A 19,539-nucleotide genomic window follows, 5' to 3' on the forward strand; every position below is an offset into this window, starting at 1 on the left:
AAATCCTCCTTGGGCTACTGCATCCCGCGAAGCAAATAACCCGAAATCTGAATACCATTATAAATCCAAAGGTACACCGTTAAGGCCACCAGAACTCCCCGCAAGATTTTTTTCGGCTTATCCTGCAAGCCTTTTATCAGATGAGCCATGGCCACCGGAATAATAAAAATCCACCCCGAGGCCATAATATAGACTTCACCTATTCCAAATCCCAGGATTAAATGCAATGTCACATCACAGGCGAGCCAGGCTAAAGACATCTGCATGAATCTGGAATGCCTTCCAGAAAGAATACCACAGACAAACAAGCAGACGATCAGTCCTTCTACTATGTAATTCACTATCCAGTCATATTCTACAAAGATCGGGCGATTCCAGGACAGATCCTGCATCAGATGCTGCTGATGCAACTGAATCGATTCACCGAAGAAATTTTCTACCAGAGTCTTCCACCGAGGAGTCGTAAAATTCATCAAGCTCAACAAAGGACCCTTTCCGGAAGATACGACATCATGCGTTTTCAACCATCGGTCACGTTCAGCCTGATGTCTAATCACACTTACAGAATCCTTTTCCATTTTAGCCACCTCAATCTTATGGACGGCGGCCTGCTGCGGAACCTCTACGGCATAATATTGACAACGCTGTATACCTGCCAGAAGTATCAGAGGGAAGAGGATTCCAAGAAACACATACTTCTGTGTAATGCATTTCCTGCCATTAGCAAACAAGTTGGCCAGAATGGTCTTTGCCCCATTCGTAACAGAGATTCCTGTCGTTAAGAACAATAACACAAAAGATTGGCTGACAGACATTAATTTGCCCTTCTTCATTTCCATCCCCGCTGCATAAAGCGTAAAGGTCAACAGCATCATTGAAATGATAAAATGATCCGGCACCATAGCAGGTATCAGCACATGAGCAAAAGAGAACAATAAAAGTACAAGAATCGTCGAATCCAACTGATTTAATTCCAAAACCTGACGGAACACCCTATACATAAAGACGAATGCATAAAGAGCACAAACGATGTTTAAAGCAGCAATGAAAAATACGGCCAGATTGATCCCTGTCACTCCCATCAGCCAATGATTGAGCAAATAAAAAGGATAAAGCAACGAAAGGTAAAGAGGATGGCGGACCGTCTCGAAATGCACACGCATGCCAGACGTGGTAATCCAGGACCAACAGTCATAGCCTGACATCTGAAAATGCTTATAGAAGATGGAATAAAATCCCCCTGGAACGCCTGTGGTATAAAGTCTGAAATGACTGAATATCACCAAGGCATTAAAGAAAGAAAATACCAGAAGCATGATTAATGCAAGCCAGCGTTCCTCTTTCCGTATTCTAAAGATTCCGACAATTCTTTCCATTATCATTATTTACGGCAGAGACCTGGCAAATCAAACACGAGATCCAAACCCCTTGATCTTTATTTTTAATAACCCTGCCTGATATAGTTTCTCTTATCATTACCAAAGATAAGTATATATCAGCATAATGTTATGGATGAATAAGGATGTTACGATAAGAGACGTCAAAGTCCTCATAGCCATCCTTGTCCTGCCCTTTAATACCTTGAACAAACAGCCGATCACGATGGAGATAATGAAGAGCCAGTGTGGACTCATGATATAGATCTCATTCACCCCGAAGCCGAGCCCCAAATGGAGAAACAGGTCAAAAGCGAAAAAGCTCAAAGCCATCCACATTAGCCTGTTTTTCCGTCCACTCCAGATCCCTAATCCAAACAGGAAAACAATCATGCCTTCCACCGCGTAATTCCACCAATGACAATAGTGAACAATAACAGGCCGTGAGTCCAGTACATCCTCCAGCAGATGCCTACTATGCAACTGAATTGATTCACCAAAAAGATTCTCTACAGCAGTTTGAAGTCGGGATGTAGAGATGTCCGTCCAACTCAGAAATCCACTGTGCTCCATCGGTTCTCCCGTATGCCGCGAGCTCACTGAATTTTCAGCTTTGACAATGCGTTGCCTCTTCTGTTTACCTAAAAGAGTCCTGACTCCTTCTTCTATTGCTTCCGGATTTCTCAAGGAAGTCGTATCCCGGAAACGCTGGGCCGTCTTTGCGTCCTGTTTCTTTTGAAAATGCTTTTGCCTGGCCAGATGGACTTGTCCCTCTGGAACGATCACCAACTGGTCTTCCAGTACAGCAACAGCAAAAATAAAAATCGAGGGCAAAATGACTGCCAACAAGAAGTATTTCGGAGTAAAAAAGTTTCTTTTGTTTGTGAACAGTGCTGCTATAAATACTTTAACTCCATTATTTAAGGACACCCCCGCAGTTGCAAAAAACAGCAGAAGGGTCTGCCATATCTTCAGTTGCCTCCCGTACTTCATTTGGATACCCGCTATATAGACCGTAAAGGTCAGCAAAGCCATAGATATGCCGAAATGATCAGGAACCATCAGAGAAATCATCACATAAGCAAAGGAGTAGTTCAGTGCAGACAGGATAAGCGTATCAACTCTTGTCAATCCTATAATTTCCCGGAAGATGCGATACAGGAAAATAAAAGAGTAGATACCAGCAAAGACGAGAATGACGGCAACGACAAACTGTGCACAATTCATCCCTGTAATCAACATGAGAAGTTGATTGGCTGCATAAGGAACATACATCAGAAAAGCAAGAAGAGGATGCCGGTAAACATCATAATAAAGTCCCCATGAAGAAACTGTGATATAAGTCAACGGATCAAAACCCGAAACATGAAAATCCCGGATGAAGATCCAACGATAACTTCTACGCAACAACGTGAAATTATCAAAATAATGATGTATACACAGAAAATTCAAGAAAAGCAAGAGCATCAAAAGGACCAATGTAGGCCAGCGCTCCTCCTTCCGTATTTTAAATATGCCAAAGTGTTTCAATACTGTTTCCATCATTTTACCCATCAAGATCTTAACCATTTTATGGTTACCTAATTAAATACTCTTTTCAAAGAAGCTCCTTATCATTTTCAGTTCCCTTAGCCTAACATATATTGAGTAATAAGCTCACCATTGTACATAAACAAATATATTGTCAGCGCTCCGACAAGGCTGAACATGGACCAGCGTATTTTCTTCCTTTTGCCACTGATTGCCTTCATCAGGTATCCGATAGCAATCGGCATGACATAAATCCAGTGGGCAGTCATCAGATATACTTCGTTGAGTCCAAAGCCCAACCCCAAATGAAGTACCATATCCAGACAGAACCAACTAAGTGCTAACCATAAAAAACGGGAATGACGCCCACACCATATTCCCCATAAAAATAATAACACCAAGAGAAATTCCACCACATAATGATATTTCTCCTGATAATGCACGATCATAGGACGACTGATAAACTCATCCTCCAGAAGATGACTTTTATGTAACTGTATTGATTCGCCAAAAAGATTTTCCACCACACTTTGCCAACGATTGGTAGTCAGATCCGTCCAACGCATGAACTCACCTTGGGAAATAGGAGCACCCTGTATCCGTCTGTGAGATTTCTTCTCAGACGGACCGGAGACTTTTCGGATTGAAGAGCGAGCCAAAACAGAAGCCTTACATCTTGCAGAGTGTTGGAAAAGAGAATCCTGAGCAGACGCCGATGCCAGACGGGCCACCGAATCCTGCTTTATTTTCTCCATCCTGTTTTTTGCCATAGCAGCATGGCGGGCCGTCTCTGCAGGCCAGACGAAATACCGGTACTCGAAACAACAGAATATCCATATCAAAACTGCGGGCACAATAACCGCAAAACAAAAATAGCTCCAGTGAAAAAATTTCTTGCCATTCACAAAAAGCCCGGAAAGGAACACCTTCAGTCCATTATTCAGAGATATACCACTCGTAAGGATAAAGAGAAGGATGGTATGACACATCTTCATAGGTTTCCCAGACTTGATCAATCGCCCTGAAAGATAAAGCGTAAGCAGCAGAGCAAACAATGAAAACACAAAATGGTCAGGGACCATGCTTGAAAGCATGATATAGGCGAAAGAGAAAAGCAAAGCCGTCAGCAAAATAGCCTCAGGTTTAGCCAGTTCAATCACCTCCCGGAAAATCCTGTAAATAAAAATAACAGAATAGAATGCACAGAACACTATCATAACCGCAACGACAAACTGTGCACAGTTAACGCCTGTAATCGCCATCAATCCTCGGTTGATCAAATAGGGAATATACATGACAAACGCCAGCAAAGGATGCCGATAAACGTTATAGCGTGCCTCCCAATGAGAGACGACATCATAAGTGATCGGATCAAAACCGGATACGTGAAACTTACTGATAAACAGATGCCAATAGTCATTTTGCAATGGCGTAAAGACCTCATAATATTTACAGATCGTCAACGTGTTCAGTAGAATAAAAAAGAAAAGAGCAATAATAGCCAGTCCTCTTTCTTCCCTTCTGATTCTGAATAGATTCAGTAATTTCTTCATTTACGACTGCAAAATTAATACTTTTTAATCAAAAAAAAGCGAGGTTGCAGAAATTTACCCCAATAAACAGGATATTTTTTCAACGAAAAAGAGTAACAAAGAAAAGCAGCAAAAAGAAAAGGCAAATAGACCTTGGAAGATTAAGGAAGGAAGTTTTCTCATATACGGGTCAGGAAGAAACGTACCAGCAAGAAATTAGTAGGCACACAGATGCAAAACATTGGTATTGGCGCCCACAGACGTCCCATCCCTATCCACAGGAAGAAGTTAAAGGTAATCATCTGCAAAAAATAATTGACAACATGACTGAAAAGAAAACCAGCGCCTCGTTTAGCATTGGCTCTTACATGAAAAGTAAAGCGAGTACTGGCAAAGAAATTGAAAACGAAACTGGCCAGATAGGCAATTGTCATTGCAATTGTTGACCATACATGAATATGTCCCGAGATACCCATCAAATGGATCAATATCCAGTAAATACCATATTGGATCAGTGTTGCAATAAGACCAACCACGCAAAAGCGCATCATCTGGTCAAGATTCTTATGCTCTTTTCTTTTCAAGAGATCTAACTTATCTTTTACTCCCATGCCTAATCTCTAAAAGGTTTGAAGAAGCCCTGATCAGCAAAGTTCAGCATCTCCCTATCTCCCCTGCTGTCTCCGAAAGCAAAGATTTCATAATCCTCTCTGGGTCCCTTCAAAACAGCTTTAATACGGTTAACTTTTTCAGGGCCATAGCAATTTTTCGTTTTGAACCGTCCCGTTATCCTACCATCAATAACTTCCAATTGTGTACCGATCACAACAGGGCCATTCCCCACAAAAGGCCGGACCCATAGATCCGGACTTGCACTGACCACAAGAACTTGGCAGCCACGATATAAGGCCTCATGAAGTTTAAGAACGGCCCGTTTACGTAACAGATTTGAACGATCATGTGCGAAAGCCTGACAATTCTGGTTAAATTTTTCTGCGGACATTCCCTTATAATAGAAAGTAAAAAACTTCTGTTTGACTTTCCAATTCGGATACAGATGGCACTTCATCAAAACCAGCAATGGACTGTAAATCAAAAGTCCTATCAAAAGTTGGAAATCACCTTTACTATATCGGATAAATTCTATCAGCGTATCTTTCCTCGTTAAGGTCCCATCAAAATCAAAACAATAGACTTTCTTCTTATCCATCTGACATATCATTAAAGATTCCTCTACCCAAACACATAAATAATCAGCAAAAAAGCTGCCAGCCAGGCCAGAATATCCAGTTGGATAAAGTGGTCCTTGAGCAGGACTTGAGTAGGATTGCCACTTTTTTCTTCCACTACGGTAATCTGGATATATCTCAGAAGTCCCAATAACACGAAAACACTTGTCAGATAGAGGTGATCCGTATGAAAATGCATCATTACCTCAGGGCTGACCGTATACATAATATAACAAACGAGAGTGACCGAAGCCGTTATGGTAATCGACTGATTGATAAACGTAAGATTATAGCGACTCGTATTCTTCCTCGGAGCTTTACCAGTTTCTTTCATTTTCAGCACATCATCACGGCGCTTAGCGAAACTCATGAAAAGCGTAATCAGAAAGGTCATCAGTACGATCCACTTGCTCAATTCGATACCTGCCGCATTTCCTCCTGCAAAAAGCCGGAGCACAAAACCGAATGCGACCACACATACATCAATAATAGCAAACTGTTTTAGTTTTGCACAATAGGCTAAATTCAAGAGCCAATAAAAGACAATAACTGCCCCTGTTTGTAATCTATGATCCGGTAACAACCATAGAACCAAAATCGAGAAGAAGAACAGAAGGAACATCATTTCATACGCATGACGGACACTAATCGTCCCGGCAGCTACCGGACGGTGACACTTTTCAGGGTGATGACGATCATCTGGTGCATCTTGAATATCATTGAAACAATAAATAGAAGAAGCCGCAAAACAAAAAGAAACCGCTGCAACAGCAGCAGCCCACAAATCACGGATTTCAAAGAGAGCACCTCCGAAAAATACAGGGATGAAAACAAATAGATTTTTCAACCACTGCTCTGGTCTTATCAATTTTAAAATATCTTTCATATCTGAATACGATTTTCAATTATATGGGTTACCCATCCTACAATAAGATGTAAAATCCAAGAAAGGGGAAGCGTAATGACAATACATAAAAGAAATGTTTCCCAATAATTCAAAGAATCAGGAATATACACGAGGACAAAATGCAGATGGATAAGATAAGCTTCCAAGCTCAATGCACCTACCTGGCGGAAAAACAGATTAAACCATTTCGGCGTCCTGCGAAACAAGCGGTTAAGCAGAAGGATCGTAGTCACTGTCAAGGGAATATAGAGCATACGTTCCACATACAGGGGGAATTGTCCATGCAAGTTCTGTTCAAGAAAGACACTTGACAGTAAAGTCATCAAGAACATTAATAAGATCATCCAGATAGAAGCGCCATCTAATTTTTGTTTTTGCTTTACCATTTCCCCCATATCAATTCCAATGAAGAAGATAGGCACACGGCTCCAGAAAATTTCCAGATGGCCTACAAGATGATGAATAGGCGGTATGTATTGGACGAGAATACACCACAAGATCATAACTACCGGTAACCAGCGATAGATAGGATGCCGTCTGATCAGTTCCATATAAGGTGGTGCAAAAAGATAAAGCATCATAATGGCCGGGATATACCAGAAAGAAAGTTCATCATGTAGCCAGAACCCACTATTGAACCCTATTTCTCCTATCAGCCAGAGCCACTCGTGCAAGCCCCCACCATGAAATCGGGGGATGTAAAACAAGCAAGCAATGATAAACCAGCAAGGATAAACCCGGATGAAGCGCCGAAGGTAAAAATGTCTTGCGGAAGGTACTTTAGCCCAGGAGAACCATAGCCCTATTCCACTCAAGAACAAGAACATATCAACTCCTATATTCCCTATCCTTCTCAAGCCAAAAAACTGGTCATAACGTGGCAACCCGACATGGAAGAGAATTACAAAAAGCATCGCCATTCCCATCAGTTCGCCCCGATAACGGCTGATGTTTTCTAACTCTATGTCTTTTACTTTCCACTTCATCTTATTCATTATGATTTGGTACTTCTCACATACCGGAGCTCCTTGACCGTTAGATTCCAAACATTTTAATCCATAAAGTCATTAAGTAAACACTGATACAATTACCCTTTCCATGAAGGTATATCCCTCAATGAATAGGTTTCGGAATTTTTTTCATCAACTGCTTCCATAACCAGGCCAAGCCGATACTCGCGATAATATATAAGAACAAACCCGTATAAAGATTTCCTTGCCGGCTAATCGGAATAAATATTTTCCTTGTAATAGGATGACAGATAAAAAGTGCAGCACTTATTTCCCCCATCCAAACCAAGCCACGATTAACAATATTGCGGTGATCCAATTTCAACACCTTTACCAGCGCGACACTAAAAGCACAAACCAACGCAGGCACAAAAGTCCATGTGAAGAAATTGAGGCTAAACACATAACTGAAAACAAATGACAAAAACAATACAGACCAATCAAACTGGCTTTTACCTACCCGATTCCGCCAAAACATCAACTGTTCCTGCTTACGGGCGAAAAGAAGTCCACAGCAAAAAGGAAGCAAACTTCCCATAAAATTATACCGATACCAATTAAGAGCATCTCCCTCAGGATCAAACAAGAATTGTCCAAAGACAGAAAGAGCCATCACCATCACTGTCCAGCGATTACTTCGTTGATAGAGAAGCAAACGGTAGATGACATAAAGTTGAAAAAGCATTCCGAAAAACCAATAAGGTCCAGGCCAGATAACCTGATCAGGATGAGGGAAAAAATTATTAAAAAGTCCCAATTGGGCAATAATACCTCCAACTTGATAATGAAATGCTCCCGGGGTTATCTCATCAATCATGATAAAGGCCACGAAACCGGTCACCATCATCCTGAAAAGTTTCAAAAAATGATAGCGGATAAAGGAAACAGGTTTGACTGACGAGGCTAAGGGCCTGACACTCTTGTGCTCATATTTCATTACTAGTCCATACGCACTCAAAAAGAGAAATACTGGCACGCCATAATGTCCAAAGAAAGAAAGCAAGTGAATCGGCAGCTTAATGTCCGGGGTCAACAACGCATGATTGAGCGAATCTACATTATTCTGGAAATACTGATACTCGTTCTCCCGAACAATACCCGGTAACCAATGACAATAGTTATGCAGGAATATGCCGATAATGGCAAGTCCGCGTAAAGCCTGACACTCTACCCGGGAAAGCATTTCTTTCGATCCCCTTTTATCTTGATGATTCGATTCGCTCATTTCTTATTCTATAATCCTAACCCTTTATACTTTCTGCATTTTATAAAAAGGAAATTCATTTCCACATTTGGATAGCCAGATTGAAATGATCTCCAATTCCCCCTCTTTACAGTCATCCTGTCAGTTATGCACAGCAGCTCTCTGTCTCAGTTTATCATAGTCAGTTGTATTCTTTAAGATACGGGGGCGATTTTCATCATATTCCGGACTCAAAAGATTATATTTTGCATGATAATACTTTGTATGGATACCCGCCAGATAAAGCAGCATATCCGGTAAGGCATCTGTCATAAATTTACGATGGCGGGCCTCCATTATTTCCTGGAATATCTCCGGATGATGCCGGATATAATCCTTAGAACAATAGATCCAGAAAGGAATTTCAAATTCATAATGGGCTAAAGGCCAGTCTATGGCAGATGAATGATTGCGGCAAATAAAACCACGATTACCTTCATAGCATTCTTCACCATGATCTGGCATATAGATGACGATGGCATTCTGATGAGCAAAGCGCTTGACAATCTGATTAACAATAGAATCATTATATAAACAGGCATTGTCATAATAGCTCAGCATCTTGCGTTGTTTCGGGGTCAGATTGGGACGCAGATCATTATATTGAGAAGCAAAGAAATGTGTCTGGTCACGAGGGTAACGATCACGATAGCTTACATGTTGGCCAATGAGATGAAAAATGATGAGGTTATGTGACAGCCGCATTGGGGACTTCGGATCAAAATTAAACTTTCGGTCTTTCAGATCCCGATCGTAATCCTCAAGGAGTCCCGCATCATACTGATGCAACTGAGAGTTCCTGGTATCGAATTCCTGACGACTTAAAGCAGGATGATTCAAGAAAAAGCCACCACTGAAATCATAGACTTCTTCATGAGCCTTGGGAAGGAACTGATTAGTCAAGAAAGTAACATGATAACCGGCCTTCCTGAAAATCTGTGGGAAAAGCGGATAATCGCACCATTCCCCCTTCTCTCCCACGACATGCATAGAAAAGACATTCTTGAAGACATAGCTAGTCAAGTTCCAGCAGGAGACGACATCATCATAATTTATCAGTAAGCCCGATCTTCGTAAAGCAACCTGACGAGGAGTCGTGGGCATGAAATAGCCATCCAGTTGAGCATGTACTTTGCCATAACTTTCTCCAATAATCAACACGATATTGGGAGAAGTAAAAGCACAACTATCTACTTTTATGCTTTTTGAAGCCTTCATCAATTGCCCCAGTTGTTTGCTTGCCAGATGATTGGCATAAAGACTGAACACCAGTCGGGAAACAGGTGTATAAAGTTGGGCATGATCCGGTTCGGTCAGTGTATGCTCAACCTCCCCAATCGTATTTCCGGAAAAGAGACGGACCGTGGCTGCCTTATTAGGTATACTGGCAACCATACACCAAATCAAGAACAAAAAGGCAAGAGTTCCTAAAATAGGACGAGAGGCAGGAGCCCACAAAAATATTTTTCTCTGCCAGCACTTCAAACTATTCTTTACTGCAGGAGGGAACAATTTTAAGATCAAATGCCGGCATGCATAAAAGACATGGATCAATAAGAGCAGAAGGATCCATCCGACTCTGCTAAAAAGAAGATCAAAGGAAAACAATGACGATATTGCCTCACTGGCTTCCCTGCCATTTGTCTCACCTACCAGCATCAAGATGGAAGGATTCAAGGTGGAACTAAAATCCACAAAACAATAAGTATCGGCTAGAGCTGTAAAATAAAGGATAAAATACAGGATTCCTCTGATCCATCGGCGTATTTTCAGAGGGATGAGCGTCAAAATGCAGCATGCTACATATAAGTCAAGAAAGAGTTCAGTATACATAGATGTGGCTACATGCGCTCCCGCATGATCCGGCAGCACACAAAAAGCACTTACCACACCAAGAATATACATAAACACAAAAAATCCTGAATTTGCCTTAAGAGGATATAGAAACTTTTCCATCAAAAGAGCAATCCTTTTTAAATATCTCATTGAGAGTCCACTATTTGGCCGCAAAGATAGTTCAATTTAGGCAGAGGACAAAATTATTTCTCGTTTTTCATAGCATCACCTGATTATATCCCATACCGGTAATCGCCCTCTCTGACCATTTCCTCAGCTACGATTTCAGGCACAAGATCATCTATCGGTTCATGATTCTGGATACGACGCCTGATATCCGTACTACTGATATGAATGAGCGGAGCATGCAAGAGACTGACATGAGGCGGTAGAGTACCTTCATTAATGTTAATTCCCTCCCTAGGATAAACGCATACCGGATAGTTTCTTAAAATATCCTCATGATGATACCAGTCGTCAAAATAGGCCCAATTATCCCCTCCTACAAGTAAGGTAAAGGATCGGTCCGGGAAATCCTTACTCAGTTTCTGCAATGTATTCCAAGTATAGGATGGCCGCGGAAGATGGAATTCATAATCCTTAGCCACCAGCCCCTTTTCTCCCTGTAAGGCCAATTGCATCAGGTGGAAGCGTTTACTATCCTCAAGAAGCGCTTCATGCCGTTTCCATGGATTTTGCGGAGAGACCATAAGCCATACCTCATCCAGTTCCGCTCCTTTGAGAAATTGACGGGCCAATTGAATGTGTCCGTTATGAATAGGGTTAAAAGAACCTCCGTAAATTCCGGTCTTTATTTTTTTCATGTCAGTTGTCCTATAAGGATTCCCCCAAGATGCTTTATATCAGGATTCGGGCCGGTAAATAAAAAAAGTGAACCTGAAGATCGTCTAACTTCCTTCATCACCAGATACTCTTTCAATAATTGAATTTCTATCATAAATCATCGAGACAAGACATATACCTCTTATTCGGATATTTTAGTATATCAGATTTTACAGTTTCAGTGATCTGTTCCCTTAAGAAAACGATTAATGATTTCATAAGTTTCACGTTCTGCATCTACAAGAATATCATTGACTATAACATGATCAAATTTTGAAGCGAAGGTCAATTCGTAACCAGCCTTCGATAAACGCTGTTCGATTACTTCAGGAGCATCTGTATGACGGCTCATCAGGCGGCGGCGAAGTTCCTCGATCGAAGGCGGCTGAATAAATAAGCTCAAGGCCCTTTCTCCATAAAATTTCTTGATGTTACATCCTCCCTTGACATCTACATCAAAGACCACATTCTCCCCCTTTGCCATCTGAGACTCCACTTGAGATTTCAACGTACCATAAAAATGCCCAGGGTACACCTCTTCATATTCCAGAAATTCACCTTTACTGATTTTCTTCCTGAACTCCTCTACAGTCAAGAAAAAATACTCCACTCCATTCTTCTCCATTCCACGAGGTGCACGACTGGTACAACTTATAGAGAACGCCAAATGAAACTCCGGGTGCTTCTCCATGAGATATTTCACGATCGTACTCTTTCCACTTCCACTGGGAGCACTGAAGATAATCAATTTTCCTTGTTTCATAATCATCCGTATTATTATGATCAATCAGTGATTAATTCCGCCGAATATAACTTACCGTCAATATTATTAAGGCTCAACAGAAATAAGTCTGTTGAGCCCTTATGATACTATATTTACCGAATATTCAAATATCAAAGACATAAAACGGTTCTACTCTAGACAAGTCCGCAACATTACAATGCGTTCAGCACCTGCTCCTTGATTTGCTCCAGCTCATCCTTCATCTTAACCACAATGTTCTGCATCTCAGCCTGGTTACTCTTAGAACCGGTTGTATTGATTTCTCTTCCCATTTCTTGAGCAATGAAACCAAGCTTCTTCCCTACAGGACGATCCTCATTCATTGTTTCTCTGAAATATTTCAGATGATTAGTCAATCGCTGTTTTTCTTCACTGATATCCAGTTTTTCAATATAATAGACCAGTTCCTCTTCCAGGCGATTATTATTATATTCGGCTTCAGGAATTTCCTTCAAATGCTTGATGATGTCTTCTTTGATTTTAGGCACACGCGCTTTCTCGTATGGTTCAATGCTGGCAAGCAACTTTTCGATATTATCGACTTTCTCTGTAAACTTTTTCTGAAGGGCAGCGCCTTCCTGTTTACGAAAGTCAATAAGATGCTGCAAAGCCTCCTCAATCACCCCTTTAGCTACGCACCATTCATCATCTTCCAGATCATTTGTATCCGGTTTTGTTGTTACATCCGGCATCTTGATCAGCACAGAATACCAATCATGGGGCTCCGGAATTCCGGTAGTCTTAGAAATCTCCTTAATTTGCTGATAATAGTTATCAATAAGGGCAGTATTGAGAGGAGTCGCCTCCACTACGGTATCCTGTTCGATCCAAATAGAGAAATCTATTTTACCACGCTGTAAAGCTTTACCGACAGTCTGCCGGATTTCCATTTCCTTTTCACGATAAATCGGAGCAATACGGGTGGAGAGGTCAAGACTCTTGGAATTCAGAGATTTAATCTCAACATTAATTTTCTTTTCCTTATAGGTTGCGACCGCCTTGCCGTAACCGGTCATTGACTGTATCATACTTAGTTAGCGTTAATTTTCTGCAAAACTACAAAAAAATCGGGAAAATTGATTAACTTTGCGTCCTAATTAAGAAAATATTTTATCTATGTCGTGCATATTAAACATTGAGACAAGTACGAAATCGTGCTCAGTAGCTGTTAGCGATGACGGCAAAGTCATTTTTAATGATGAAGATCATAGCGGTTCGAATCACAATATTAAATTGGGCATATTTGTAGATGAAGCTTTATCTTTCACGGATAATCATGCTATCCCTTTAGATGCAGTAGCCGTCAGTAGTGGTCCTGGATCCTATACGGGACTGCGTATCGGTACAAGTATGGCTAAGGGCGTCTGCTATGGGCGCGGCGTCAAATTGCTCGGTATTCCAACACTTGAAATCTTATGTGTCCCAGTTCTTCTACAAGAAATGATCCCAGAAGAAAATGCGCTATTGGTCCCGATGCTTGATGCCCGTAGAATGGAAGTTTATTCTCAGATTTTCGACCGTTCTCTCAAAGAAGTAAGAAAAATCCAAGCCAACGTAGTTACTTCGGATACTTACAAAGAATATTTAGATAAAAGGCCCGTGTATTTTTTTGGTGACGGAGCTTCCAAATGTATGGACATCATCCATCATCCCAATGCACATCTGATCAAGAATGTAGAGCCTTTAGCTAAAAATATGCTCCCCCTGGCAGAAAAAAGAATTGCCGAGCAAAAATTTGAAGATGTAGCATACTTTGTACCTTTTTACCTGAAAGACTTTATTGCCACTAAACCGCGTAAATTATTGTAAGATAAAGTAATAACGTCTCAACGACAAAGCCATAATGCAATAATAGCCGGGAAAAGGCAAACACCTACATAGGGGCAAGTAGTCCATATACCAAGTAGTCCATATATAGAGATTACAATTATCTTAAGGTAGTAAAAATGAATTTAGAAGGATTAGATTACAACACTCAGCGCAGCAAACTTGTTCTGCCGGAATATGGAAGGATCGTTCAGAATATGGTTGATCATGCCATGACGATCCAAGATCGCCAAGAACGGCAGAAATGTGCAGAAGCCATTATTGTCATTATGGACAGAATGTATCCAGAGAGCCAGGATACAGAGGATCATCAGCATAAATTATGGGATCACCTGGCCTTAATGAGCGGATTCAAACTGGACATTGACTATCCCTATGACATTCGGGAAGCAGAAGACATGGCTTCCTCAAAACCAAAGCCACTGCACTATCCAATGAAGAAAATACCTGTACGGCATTATGGCAGTCTGATGTTCGAGACTTTTCAGAAATTGAAGGAAATGGAACCTGGTCAAGAACGTGATGAACTAACCAGGGTCGTAGCCAATCAGATGAAACGTGACCTTGTCCAGTGGAGTCATGGGCTGAGTGATGATGAGAAAGTAGCTTCGGACCTGGCAACCTATACCGATGGGAAAGTTCAACTCGATCTCAGCAAATTCGAGTTTGACCGGATCCCTTCAAAAGTTCCTGCAGGAACCAATAATAATAAGAGAAAGAGAAAATAAGCCTATGGAATCGTTCATCATCGAAGGTGGTCATACGCTGAAAGGCACGATTACTCCTCAAGGTGCAAAGAACGAGGCGTTAGAAGTGATCTGTGCATCCATTCTCACTTCTGCTCCTGTAAGAATTAAAAATATTCCGGACATCTTAGATGTCAATAATCTCATCAAACTCTTAACTGATATTGGTGTAAAAGTAACGCAGAATAGCAAGCATGACTATACTTTTCAGTCTGATGACCTCAATCTTGACTATTTAGGAAGTCAGGAATTCGTAAGCAAATGCTCTAAACTCCGCGGGAGTGTCTTACTTATCGGTCCTCTGCTTGGCCGTTATGGAAAAGCGACTATTGCAAAACCCGGCGGAGATAAAATCGGACGACGCAGACTAGATACTCATTTCCTGGGGTTCAAAGCCCTCGGAGCTAAGTTTGTTTATGATGAAAACCGTAATACGTTCGAAATTCAAGCCAAGAAGCTTAAGGGCACCTATATGCTTCTCAATGAGGCTTCAGTAACGGGCACTGCGAATATTATTATGGCAGCTGTCCTGGCTGAAGGTACCACCACCATATATAATGCAGCATGCGAGCCGTATATACAACAGCTTTGTCACCTTCTCAATGCCATGGGAGCCAGTATCAGTGGCATTGCGAGCAATCTGCTTACAATTGTAGGTGTAAAGACCCTACATGGAGCCAGCCATCACATTCTTCCGGACATGATTGAAATCGGATCATTTATCGGCATGGCGGCGATGGTAGGAGAAGGGGTACGGATTAAGAATGTGTCCTTGCATAATCTGGGAATTATTCCTGATACTTTTCGTCGTATTGGTATAAAAATGAATATTGAAGACGATGACCTGATCATTCCACAACAGAGGCACTATACGGTTGACACTTTCCTGGATGGAACTATTCTGACATTGAGTGATGCCCCATGGCCAGGACTTACTCCAGATTTGTTATCCGTGCTTCTTGTCGTAGCCACTCAGGCACGTGGGACCGTACTCATTCATCAGAAAATGTTTGAGAGTCGCCTATTTTTTGTTGATAAATTAATAGACATGGGTGCCCAAATTATCCTCTGTGATCCTCATCGCGCTGTCGTTGTAGGGCAGGACCGGAAAAAACAACTGCGGGCCGGTCGCATGGCCAGTCCTGATATTCGTGCAGGAATTGCTTTGCTGATTGCGGCTATGAATGCCAAAGGTACCAGCCGGATTGACAATATAGAACAAATTGACCGCGGCTATCAAAATATAGAACAACGACTTAATCATATAGGTGCTAAAATTACTCGTGTAGTAGAATAGACAAAAACGACAGATCAGACGAGGAGTAAATCCATCATGAAAGAAAATGAAGTATTTTATATCGGACGGCTGGGAAAACCTCATGGAGTGAAAGGAGAAATAACCTTTCTTTTTGAGGATGATATATTTGATCATGTCAATATTGATTACCTCATCCTCAAAATAGAAGGTATTCTTGTTCCTTTTTTCGTGGAAGACTATCGTTTTCAGAATGGAGATGCGGCTTATCTGAAATTTGAAGATATTGATACAATGGATAAGGCCAGCGAATTGACGGGTACAGAAGTTTTCTTTCCCAAAAGTATAGCAGGAGCGGTTGAAAATCCTCTAAAAAGGACAGGTCTATCCCACTATCAACTGATCGACAATCATACTGGTGAAACGATTGGGACGATTGAAGGAATCGATGATTCTACATTAAATCAACTCTTTAAGGTAAAGACTCCAGAAGGAAAACATTTTCTTGTCCCTGCTTCTGAAGAGTTGATCAAGAATATTAATTCCGATGAGCATACTATCCACATCAATCTGCCCGATGGACTTCTGGACCTTTAGGGAAAAGAGTATCTTTTCCAGAACAAGGGGAATCCGGCTGTCCCGCAGAAAGATTCACCCTCAAATAAGATTTGTCCGTTGTAGTTATCACATCCTATTGAAATGAAAAAAAAGCAAATATGTATTCTCGGTTCGACGGGAAGTATTGGTACCCAGGCTCTGGATGTTATCCGGCAACATAGTGACCGATACGAAGTTTATTGCCTTACGGCCAATCATTCTGTAGAGAAACTGGCAGAACAGGCTCGCGAATTTAACCCGGCGGCTGTAGTAATTGCGACAGAAAGCCTTTATGATCAACTCCAGCAAATGCTTGCAGATCGTCCGGACATAAAGGTCTATGCCGGGAAAAGAGCATTGGATGAGATCGTCGAAGCAGGTCCTATTGACATGGTACTGGCAGCGATGACAGGATTCGCGGGTCTGACGCCCACGATACATGCTATTAAAGCCCACAAGAAAATCTGTCTGGCAAATAAAGAAACACTTGTTGTTGCAGGCGAACTGATCTGTAACCTGGCAAAAGAATACCACGCCCCTATCCTCCCGGTTGACAGTGAGCACTCTGCCATTTTTCAAAGTATCGTAGGTGAAGATCACAATCAAATCGACAAGATTCTTCTGACCTGTTCTGGAGGTCCATTCAGGCTCTATACCCCAGAGCAACTCTGTAAGGTGACCGCAGAAGAGGCGCTGAACCATCCAACCTGGAATATGGGAGAAAAGATCACTATTGACTCTGCCTCTCTCATCAACAAGGGTTTTGAAGTAATGGAAGCAAAATGGCTCTTCGGCGTGCCGCCCAGTCGAATACAAGTTCTCATCCATCCACAAAGCATCGTACACAGCGCCGTACAGTTTGTTGATGGTGCTGTCAAAGCTCAATTGGGTGTCCCAGATATGCGACTGCCCATACAATATGCGTTTTCTTTTCCGGAACGCCTACCTTTAAAAGGAAAACGGCTTGACTTGATTCAAGTTGGTAAACTTGAATTTTTTCCACCAGATATTGATAAATTCAAATGTCTTTCTCTGTCCTTTGAAGCTATTCGAAGAGGAGGAAATATGCCCTGTATTCTCAATGCTGCCAACGAAATAGCCAATGCAGGTTTCCGACGTGGAAAATGTTCTTTTCTCGGAATGGCCGATATCATAGAAGAAACGATGAAAAGGGTTCCTTTTGACCGTCAGCCAGACTACGACGTCTATATAAGAACTGATGAAGAAGCACGAAAGATTGCCACAGAAATCATGAAACATTCTTCTTAATCAGACAACTTGATATCAAAAATAACAATAAGTAAAATTCTTTTAGAAAAAAAATGGAAGTATTTTTGATCAGATTGCTCCAGTTTATACTGTCAATCTCTCTCCTGGTACTACTTCATGAACTCGGGCACTTCACCGCAGCCAAGATCTTTGGAGTACGTGTACTGAAATTCTATCTTTTCTTTGATCCTTGGTTTCATCTCTTTGAATTCAAGCCTAAGAACAGTGAAACTACATACGGAATAGGTTGGTTACCGCTAGGCGGATATACAGAAATAGCCGGCATGGTCGACGAAAGTTTCGATACAGAGCAGTTGCATAAACCTGCACAGCCCTGGGAATTTCGCAGTAAGCCAGCATGGCAACGACTCATTATCATGGTAGCCGGTGTATTTGTTAACTTCATCGTAGCTCTATTCATCTATTCAATGATCATGTTTCATTGGGGAGATACCTATATTGCTTCGAAAGACATGACCTACGGATTCCAGTTTAATAAAGAGGCTAAAGCATACGGATTCCAAGACCATGATATTCTTTTAGGGACAGACCGTGGGACCTTTAAAGACTTCAATGCCGATTTATACCGTAATCTGAGTAAAGCCAAGACTTGTTATGTCCTGCGTAAAGGGCACAAAGTTAAGATTTCCCTTCCTGGAGGAATGAACATGCTGGAGATGCTAAAAGCCTCTCCACAATTTGTCAGACCCTATTATCCTGCAAAAATCGATAGTGTGGCCAAGGGTGTCCCGGCAGAAAAGATAGGAATGAAAAAGGGGGATGAGATTCTGGCTATCAACGGCAAGAAAGTTGAGACCACTTTTGATGTAACAGATATATTAAAAGCAAAAAGTCAAGATGTCAACAAGGGAATGACCCATCAAGATAGTGTGAACATCCTCACTATCCCCATCGTTTTTCAACATGCAGGTAGCACAACACCCGATACAACTCAAGTGACACTTACTGGAGATGCAAAGCTCGGCGTTATCTTTGATGTCCCGACAATCAACCAATATAAGGAAACCCATATTTCTTATAGCTTCTTTGCCAGTTTCCCTGCTGGAATTAAATATGGCTGGGACGTGCTCAAAGGCTATGTAGGTGACATGAAATATGTATTTTCTGCTGACGGAGTAAAAAGTCTCGGTGGGTTTGGAGCCATCGGGAGTCTGTTCCCTCCAACCTGGAACTGGTATATGTTCTGGAAAATGACAGCTTTCCTAAGTATCATCTTAGCCTTTATGAATATTTTACCGATCCCGGCACTCGATGGTGGACATGTTCTCTTTTTGCTCTATGAAATCATTACCCACCGAAAGCCAAGTGAAAAATTCCTGGTCAGGGCTGAGGCAATCGGAATCGGAATATTAATATTACTACTGATCATAGCCAACCTGAATGATGTGCTACGATGGCTCGGAGTAATGTAGCGAAACTGCTTATAAGTTATATCATGCCTTTTGTTCATGATAAATAAAAAGGCATCGTTCAAGGGGAGAAAGAATCACGAGTAAATTCTTTCTCTCTTTTTATTAATATATACCACAAAAAA

Annotated in this window: 18 protein-coding genes; 6 read left to right on the plus strand and 12 right to left on the minus strand. The window is 41.5% G+C overall.

Annotated features, from left to right (window positions below; genetic code table 11):
• Positions 1 to 14: 14 nt before the first annotated feature.
• The 12 genes from ACYRYG_RS10115 to ACYRYG_RS10170 form a co-directional block, all read right to left on the minus strand.
• Positions 15 to 1,376 carry a DUF6080 domain-containing protein gene (locus ACYRYG_RS10115; RefSeq protein WP_460198075.1) on the minus strand — a complete coding sequence of 454 codons (1,362 nt, stop codon included), beginning with the start codon at positions 1,374 to 1,376 and terminating at the stop codon, positions 15 to 17.
• A gap of 99 nt (positions 1,377 to 1,475) precedes the next feature.
• Positions 1,476 to 2,945 carry a DUF6080 domain-containing protein gene (locus ACYRYG_RS10120; protein WP_460198077.1) on the minus strand — a complete coding sequence of 490 codons (1,470 nt, stop codon included), beginning with the start codon at positions 2,943 to 2,945 and terminating at the stop codon, positions 1,476 to 1,478.
• Between the two features lie 59 nt (positions 2,946 to 3,004).
• Positions 3,005 to 4,459, minus strand: coding sequence for a DUF6080 domain-containing protein (locus ACYRYG_RS10125; RefSeq protein WP_293417508.1), 1,455 nt, complete (start codon positions 4,457 to 4,459; stop codon positions 3,005 to 3,007).
• A gap of 158 nt (positions 4,460 to 4,617) precedes the next feature.
• Positions 4,618 to 5,049, minus strand: coding sequence for a GtrA family protein (locus tag ACYRYG_RS10130; protein WP_293417511.1), 432 nt, complete (start codon positions 5,047 to 5,049; stop codon positions 4,618 to 4,620).
• A 2-nt stretch (positions 5,050 to 5,051) separates the two neighbouring features.
• Entirely contained in the window at positions 5,052 to 5,648 is a 597-nt protein-coding gene (locus ACYRYG_RS10135) for an HAD family hydrolase (RefSeq protein ID WP_293429369.1), read from the minus strand.
• A gap of 23 nt (positions 5,649 to 5,671) precedes the next feature.
• Entirely contained in the window at positions 5,672 to 6,553 is an 882-nt protein-coding gene (locus tag ACYRYG_RS10140; protein ID WP_460198078.1) for a decaprenyl-phosphate phosphoribosyltransferase, read from the minus strand.
• The gene (locus ACYRYG_RS10145; RefSeq protein ID WP_293423906.1) at positions 6,550 to 7,560 is read right to left on the minus strand and encodes an acyltransferase family protein; all 1,011 of its coding nucleotides are present in this window, start codon (positions 7,558 to 7,560) and stop codon (positions 6,550 to 6,552) included. Before ACYRYG_RS10145 ends, ACYRYG_RS10140 begins: the two co-directional genes overlap by 4 nt.
• 127 nt (positions 7,561 to 7,687) lie before the next feature.
• A complete protein-coding gene (locus ACYRYG_RS10150; RefSeq protein ID WP_294077193.1) occupies positions 7,688 to 8,809 on the minus strand; it encodes an acyltransferase family protein in 1,122 nt (373 codons plus the stop codon).
• Between the two features lie 120 nt (positions 8,810 to 8,929).
• Positions 8,930 to 10,813: a sulfatase-like hydrolase/transferase gene (locus tag ACYRYG_RS10155; protein ID WP_460198080.1), complete on the minus strand. Its 1,884-nt coding sequence runs from the start codon at positions 10,811 to 10,813 to the stop codon at positions 8,930 to 8,932.
• Positions 10,814 to 10,896: 83 nt separating this feature from the next.
• Entirely contained in the window at positions 10,897 to 11,487 is a 591-nt protein-coding gene (gene nadD / locus ACYRYG_RS10160; protein ID WP_293417529.1) for a nicotinate (nicotinamide) nucleotide adenylyltransferase, read from the minus strand.
• Between the two features lie 197 nt (positions 11,488 to 11,684).
• Positions 11,685 to 12,269: a guanylate kinase gene (gene gmk / locus ACYRYG_RS10165; RefSeq protein ID WP_293417532.1), complete on the minus strand. Its 585-nt coding sequence runs from the start codon at positions 12,267 to 12,269 to the stop codon at positions 11,685 to 11,687.
• Positions 12,270 to 12,442: 173 nt separating this feature from the next.
• Positions 12,443 to 13,318, minus strand: a complete 876-nt coding sequence (locus ACYRYG_RS10170; protein ID WP_293417535.1) for a YicC/YloC family endoribonuclease — start codon at positions 13,316 to 13,318, stop codon at positions 12,443 to 12,445.
• Positions 13,319 to 13,406: 88 nt separating this feature from the next.
• On the opposite strand from ACYRYG_RS10170, the gene tsaB reads away from it, so the two are divergent.
• The 6 genes from tsaB to rseP all read left to right on the plus strand — a co-directional run bounded on the left by tsaB (position 13,407) and on the right by rseP (position 19,417).
• Positions 13,407 to 14,099 (plus strand): tRNA (adenosine(37)-N6)-threonylcarbamoyltransferase complex dimerization subunit type 1 TsaB, encoded by a 693-nt coding sequence (tsaB, locus tag ACYRYG_RS10175; protein ID WP_293423910.1) that lies wholly within the window; start codon positions 13,407 to 13,409, stop codon positions 14,097 to 14,099.
• Positions 14,100 to 14,236: 137 nt separating this feature from the next.
• The gene (locus ACYRYG_RS10180) at positions 14,237 to 14,845 is read left to right on the plus strand and encodes a DUF4290 domain-containing protein (RefSeq protein WP_293417541.1); all 609 of its coding nucleotides are present in this window, start codon (positions 14,237 to 14,239) and stop codon (positions 14,843 to 14,845) included.
• A gap of 4 nt (positions 14,846 to 14,849) precedes the next feature.
• Positions 14,850 to 16,160, plus strand: a complete 1,311-nt coding sequence (gene murA / locus ACYRYG_RS10185) for a UDP-N-acetylglucosamine 1-carboxyvinyltransferase (RefSeq protein ID WP_293417544.1) — start codon at positions 14,850 to 14,852, stop codon at positions 16,158 to 16,160.
• A gap of 36 nt (positions 16,161 to 16,196) precedes the next feature.
• Positions 16,197 to 16,715 carry a ribosome maturation factor RimM gene (rimM, locus tag ACYRYG_RS10190; protein WP_460198081.1) on the plus strand — a complete coding sequence of 173 codons (519 nt, stop codon included), beginning with the start codon at positions 16,197 to 16,199 and terminating at the stop codon, positions 16,713 to 16,715.
• Between the two features lie 102 nt (positions 16,716 to 16,817).
• On the plus strand, positions 16,818 to 17,984 hold the full coding sequence (locus ACYRYG_RS10195; protein WP_293417547.1) for a 1-deoxy-D-xylulose-5-phosphate reductoisomerase: 1,167 nt from the start codon (positions 16,818 to 16,820) through the stop codon (positions 17,982 to 17,984).
• Positions 17,985 to 18,037: 53 nt separating this feature from the next.
• Positions 18,038 to 19,417 (plus strand): RIP metalloprotease RseP, encoded by a 1,380-nt coding sequence (gene rseP / locus ACYRYG_RS10200; protein WP_293417550.1) that lies wholly within the window; start codon positions 18,038 to 18,040, stop codon positions 19,415 to 19,417.
• Positions 19,418 to 19,539 lie beyond the last annotated feature (122 nt).

This window comes from Segatella asaccharophila (genome assembly GCF_054687055.1).

Bases quoted from the DNA above. Each gene is read 5' to 3' on its own strand.
- ACYRYG_RS10115 (WP_460198075.1), bottom strand. From the start codon at position 1,376: ATGGAAAGAATTGTCGGAATCTTTAGAATACGGAAAGAGGAACGCTGG.
- ACYRYG_RS10120 (WP_460198077.1), bottom strand. From the start codon at position 2,945: ATGGTTAAGATCTTGATGGGTAAAATGATGGAAACAGTATTGAAACAC.
- ACYRYG_RS10125 (WP_293417508.1), bottom strand. From the start codon at position 4,459: ATGAAGAAATTACTGAATCTATTCAGAATCAGAAGGGAAGAAAGAGGA.
- ACYRYG_RS10130 (WP_293417511.1), bottom strand. From the start codon at position 5,049: ATGGGAGTAAAAGATAAGTTAGATCTCTTGAAAAGAAAAGAGCATAAG.
- ACYRYG_RS10135 (WP_293429369.1), bottom strand. From the start codon at position 5,648: ATGGATAAGAAGAAAGTCTATTGTTTTGATTTTGATGGGACCTTAACG.
- ACYRYG_RS10140 (WP_460198078.1), bottom strand. From the start codon at position 6,553: ATGAAAGATATTTTAAAATTGATAAGACCAGAGCAGTGGTTGAAAAAT.
- ACYRYG_RS10145 (WP_293423906.1), bottom strand. From the start codon at position 7,560: ATGAAGTGGAAAGTAAAAGACATAGAGTTAGAAAACATCAGCCGTTAT.
- ACYRYG_RS10150 (WP_294077193.1), bottom strand. From the start codon at position 8,809: ATGAGCGAATCGAATCATCAAGATAAAAGGGGATCGAAAGAAATGCTT.
- ACYRYG_RS10155 (WP_460198080.1), bottom strand. From the start codon at position 10,813: ATGAGATATTTAAAAAGGATTGCTCTTTTGATGGAAAAGTTTCTATAT.
- nadD (WP_293417529.1), bottom strand. From the start codon at position 11,487: ATGAAAAAAATAAAGACCGGAATTTACGGAGGTTCTTTTAACCCTATT.
- gmk (WP_293417532.1), bottom strand. From the start codon at position 12,269: ATGAAACAAGGAAAATTGATTATCTTCAGTGCTCCCAGTGGAAGTGGA.
- ACYRYG_RS10170 (WP_293417535.1), bottom strand. From the start codon at position 13,318: ATGATACAGTCAATGACCGGTTACGGCAAGGCGGTCGCAACCTATAAG.
- tsaB (WP_293423910.1), top strand. From the start codon at position 13,407: ATGTCGTGCATATTAAACATTGAGACAAGTACGAAATCGTGCTCAGTA.
- ACYRYG_RS10180 (WP_293417541.1), top strand. From the start codon at position 14,237: ATGAATTTAGAAGGATTAGATTACAACACTCAGCGCAGCAAACTTGTT.
- murA (WP_293417544.1), top strand. From the start codon at position 14,850: ATGGAATCGTTCATCATCGAAGGTGGTCATACGCTGAAAGGCACGATT.
- rimM (WP_460198081.1), top strand. From the start codon at position 16,197: ATGAAAGAAAATGAAGTATTTTATATCGGACGGCTGGGAAAACCTCAT.
- ACYRYG_RS10195 (WP_293417547.1), top strand. From the start codon at position 16,818: ATGAAAAAAAAGCAAATATGTATTCTCGGTTCGACGGGAAGTATTGGT.
- rseP (WP_293417550.1), top strand. From the start codon at position 18,038: ATGGAAGTATTTTTGATCAGATTGCTCCAGTTTATACTGTCAATCTCT.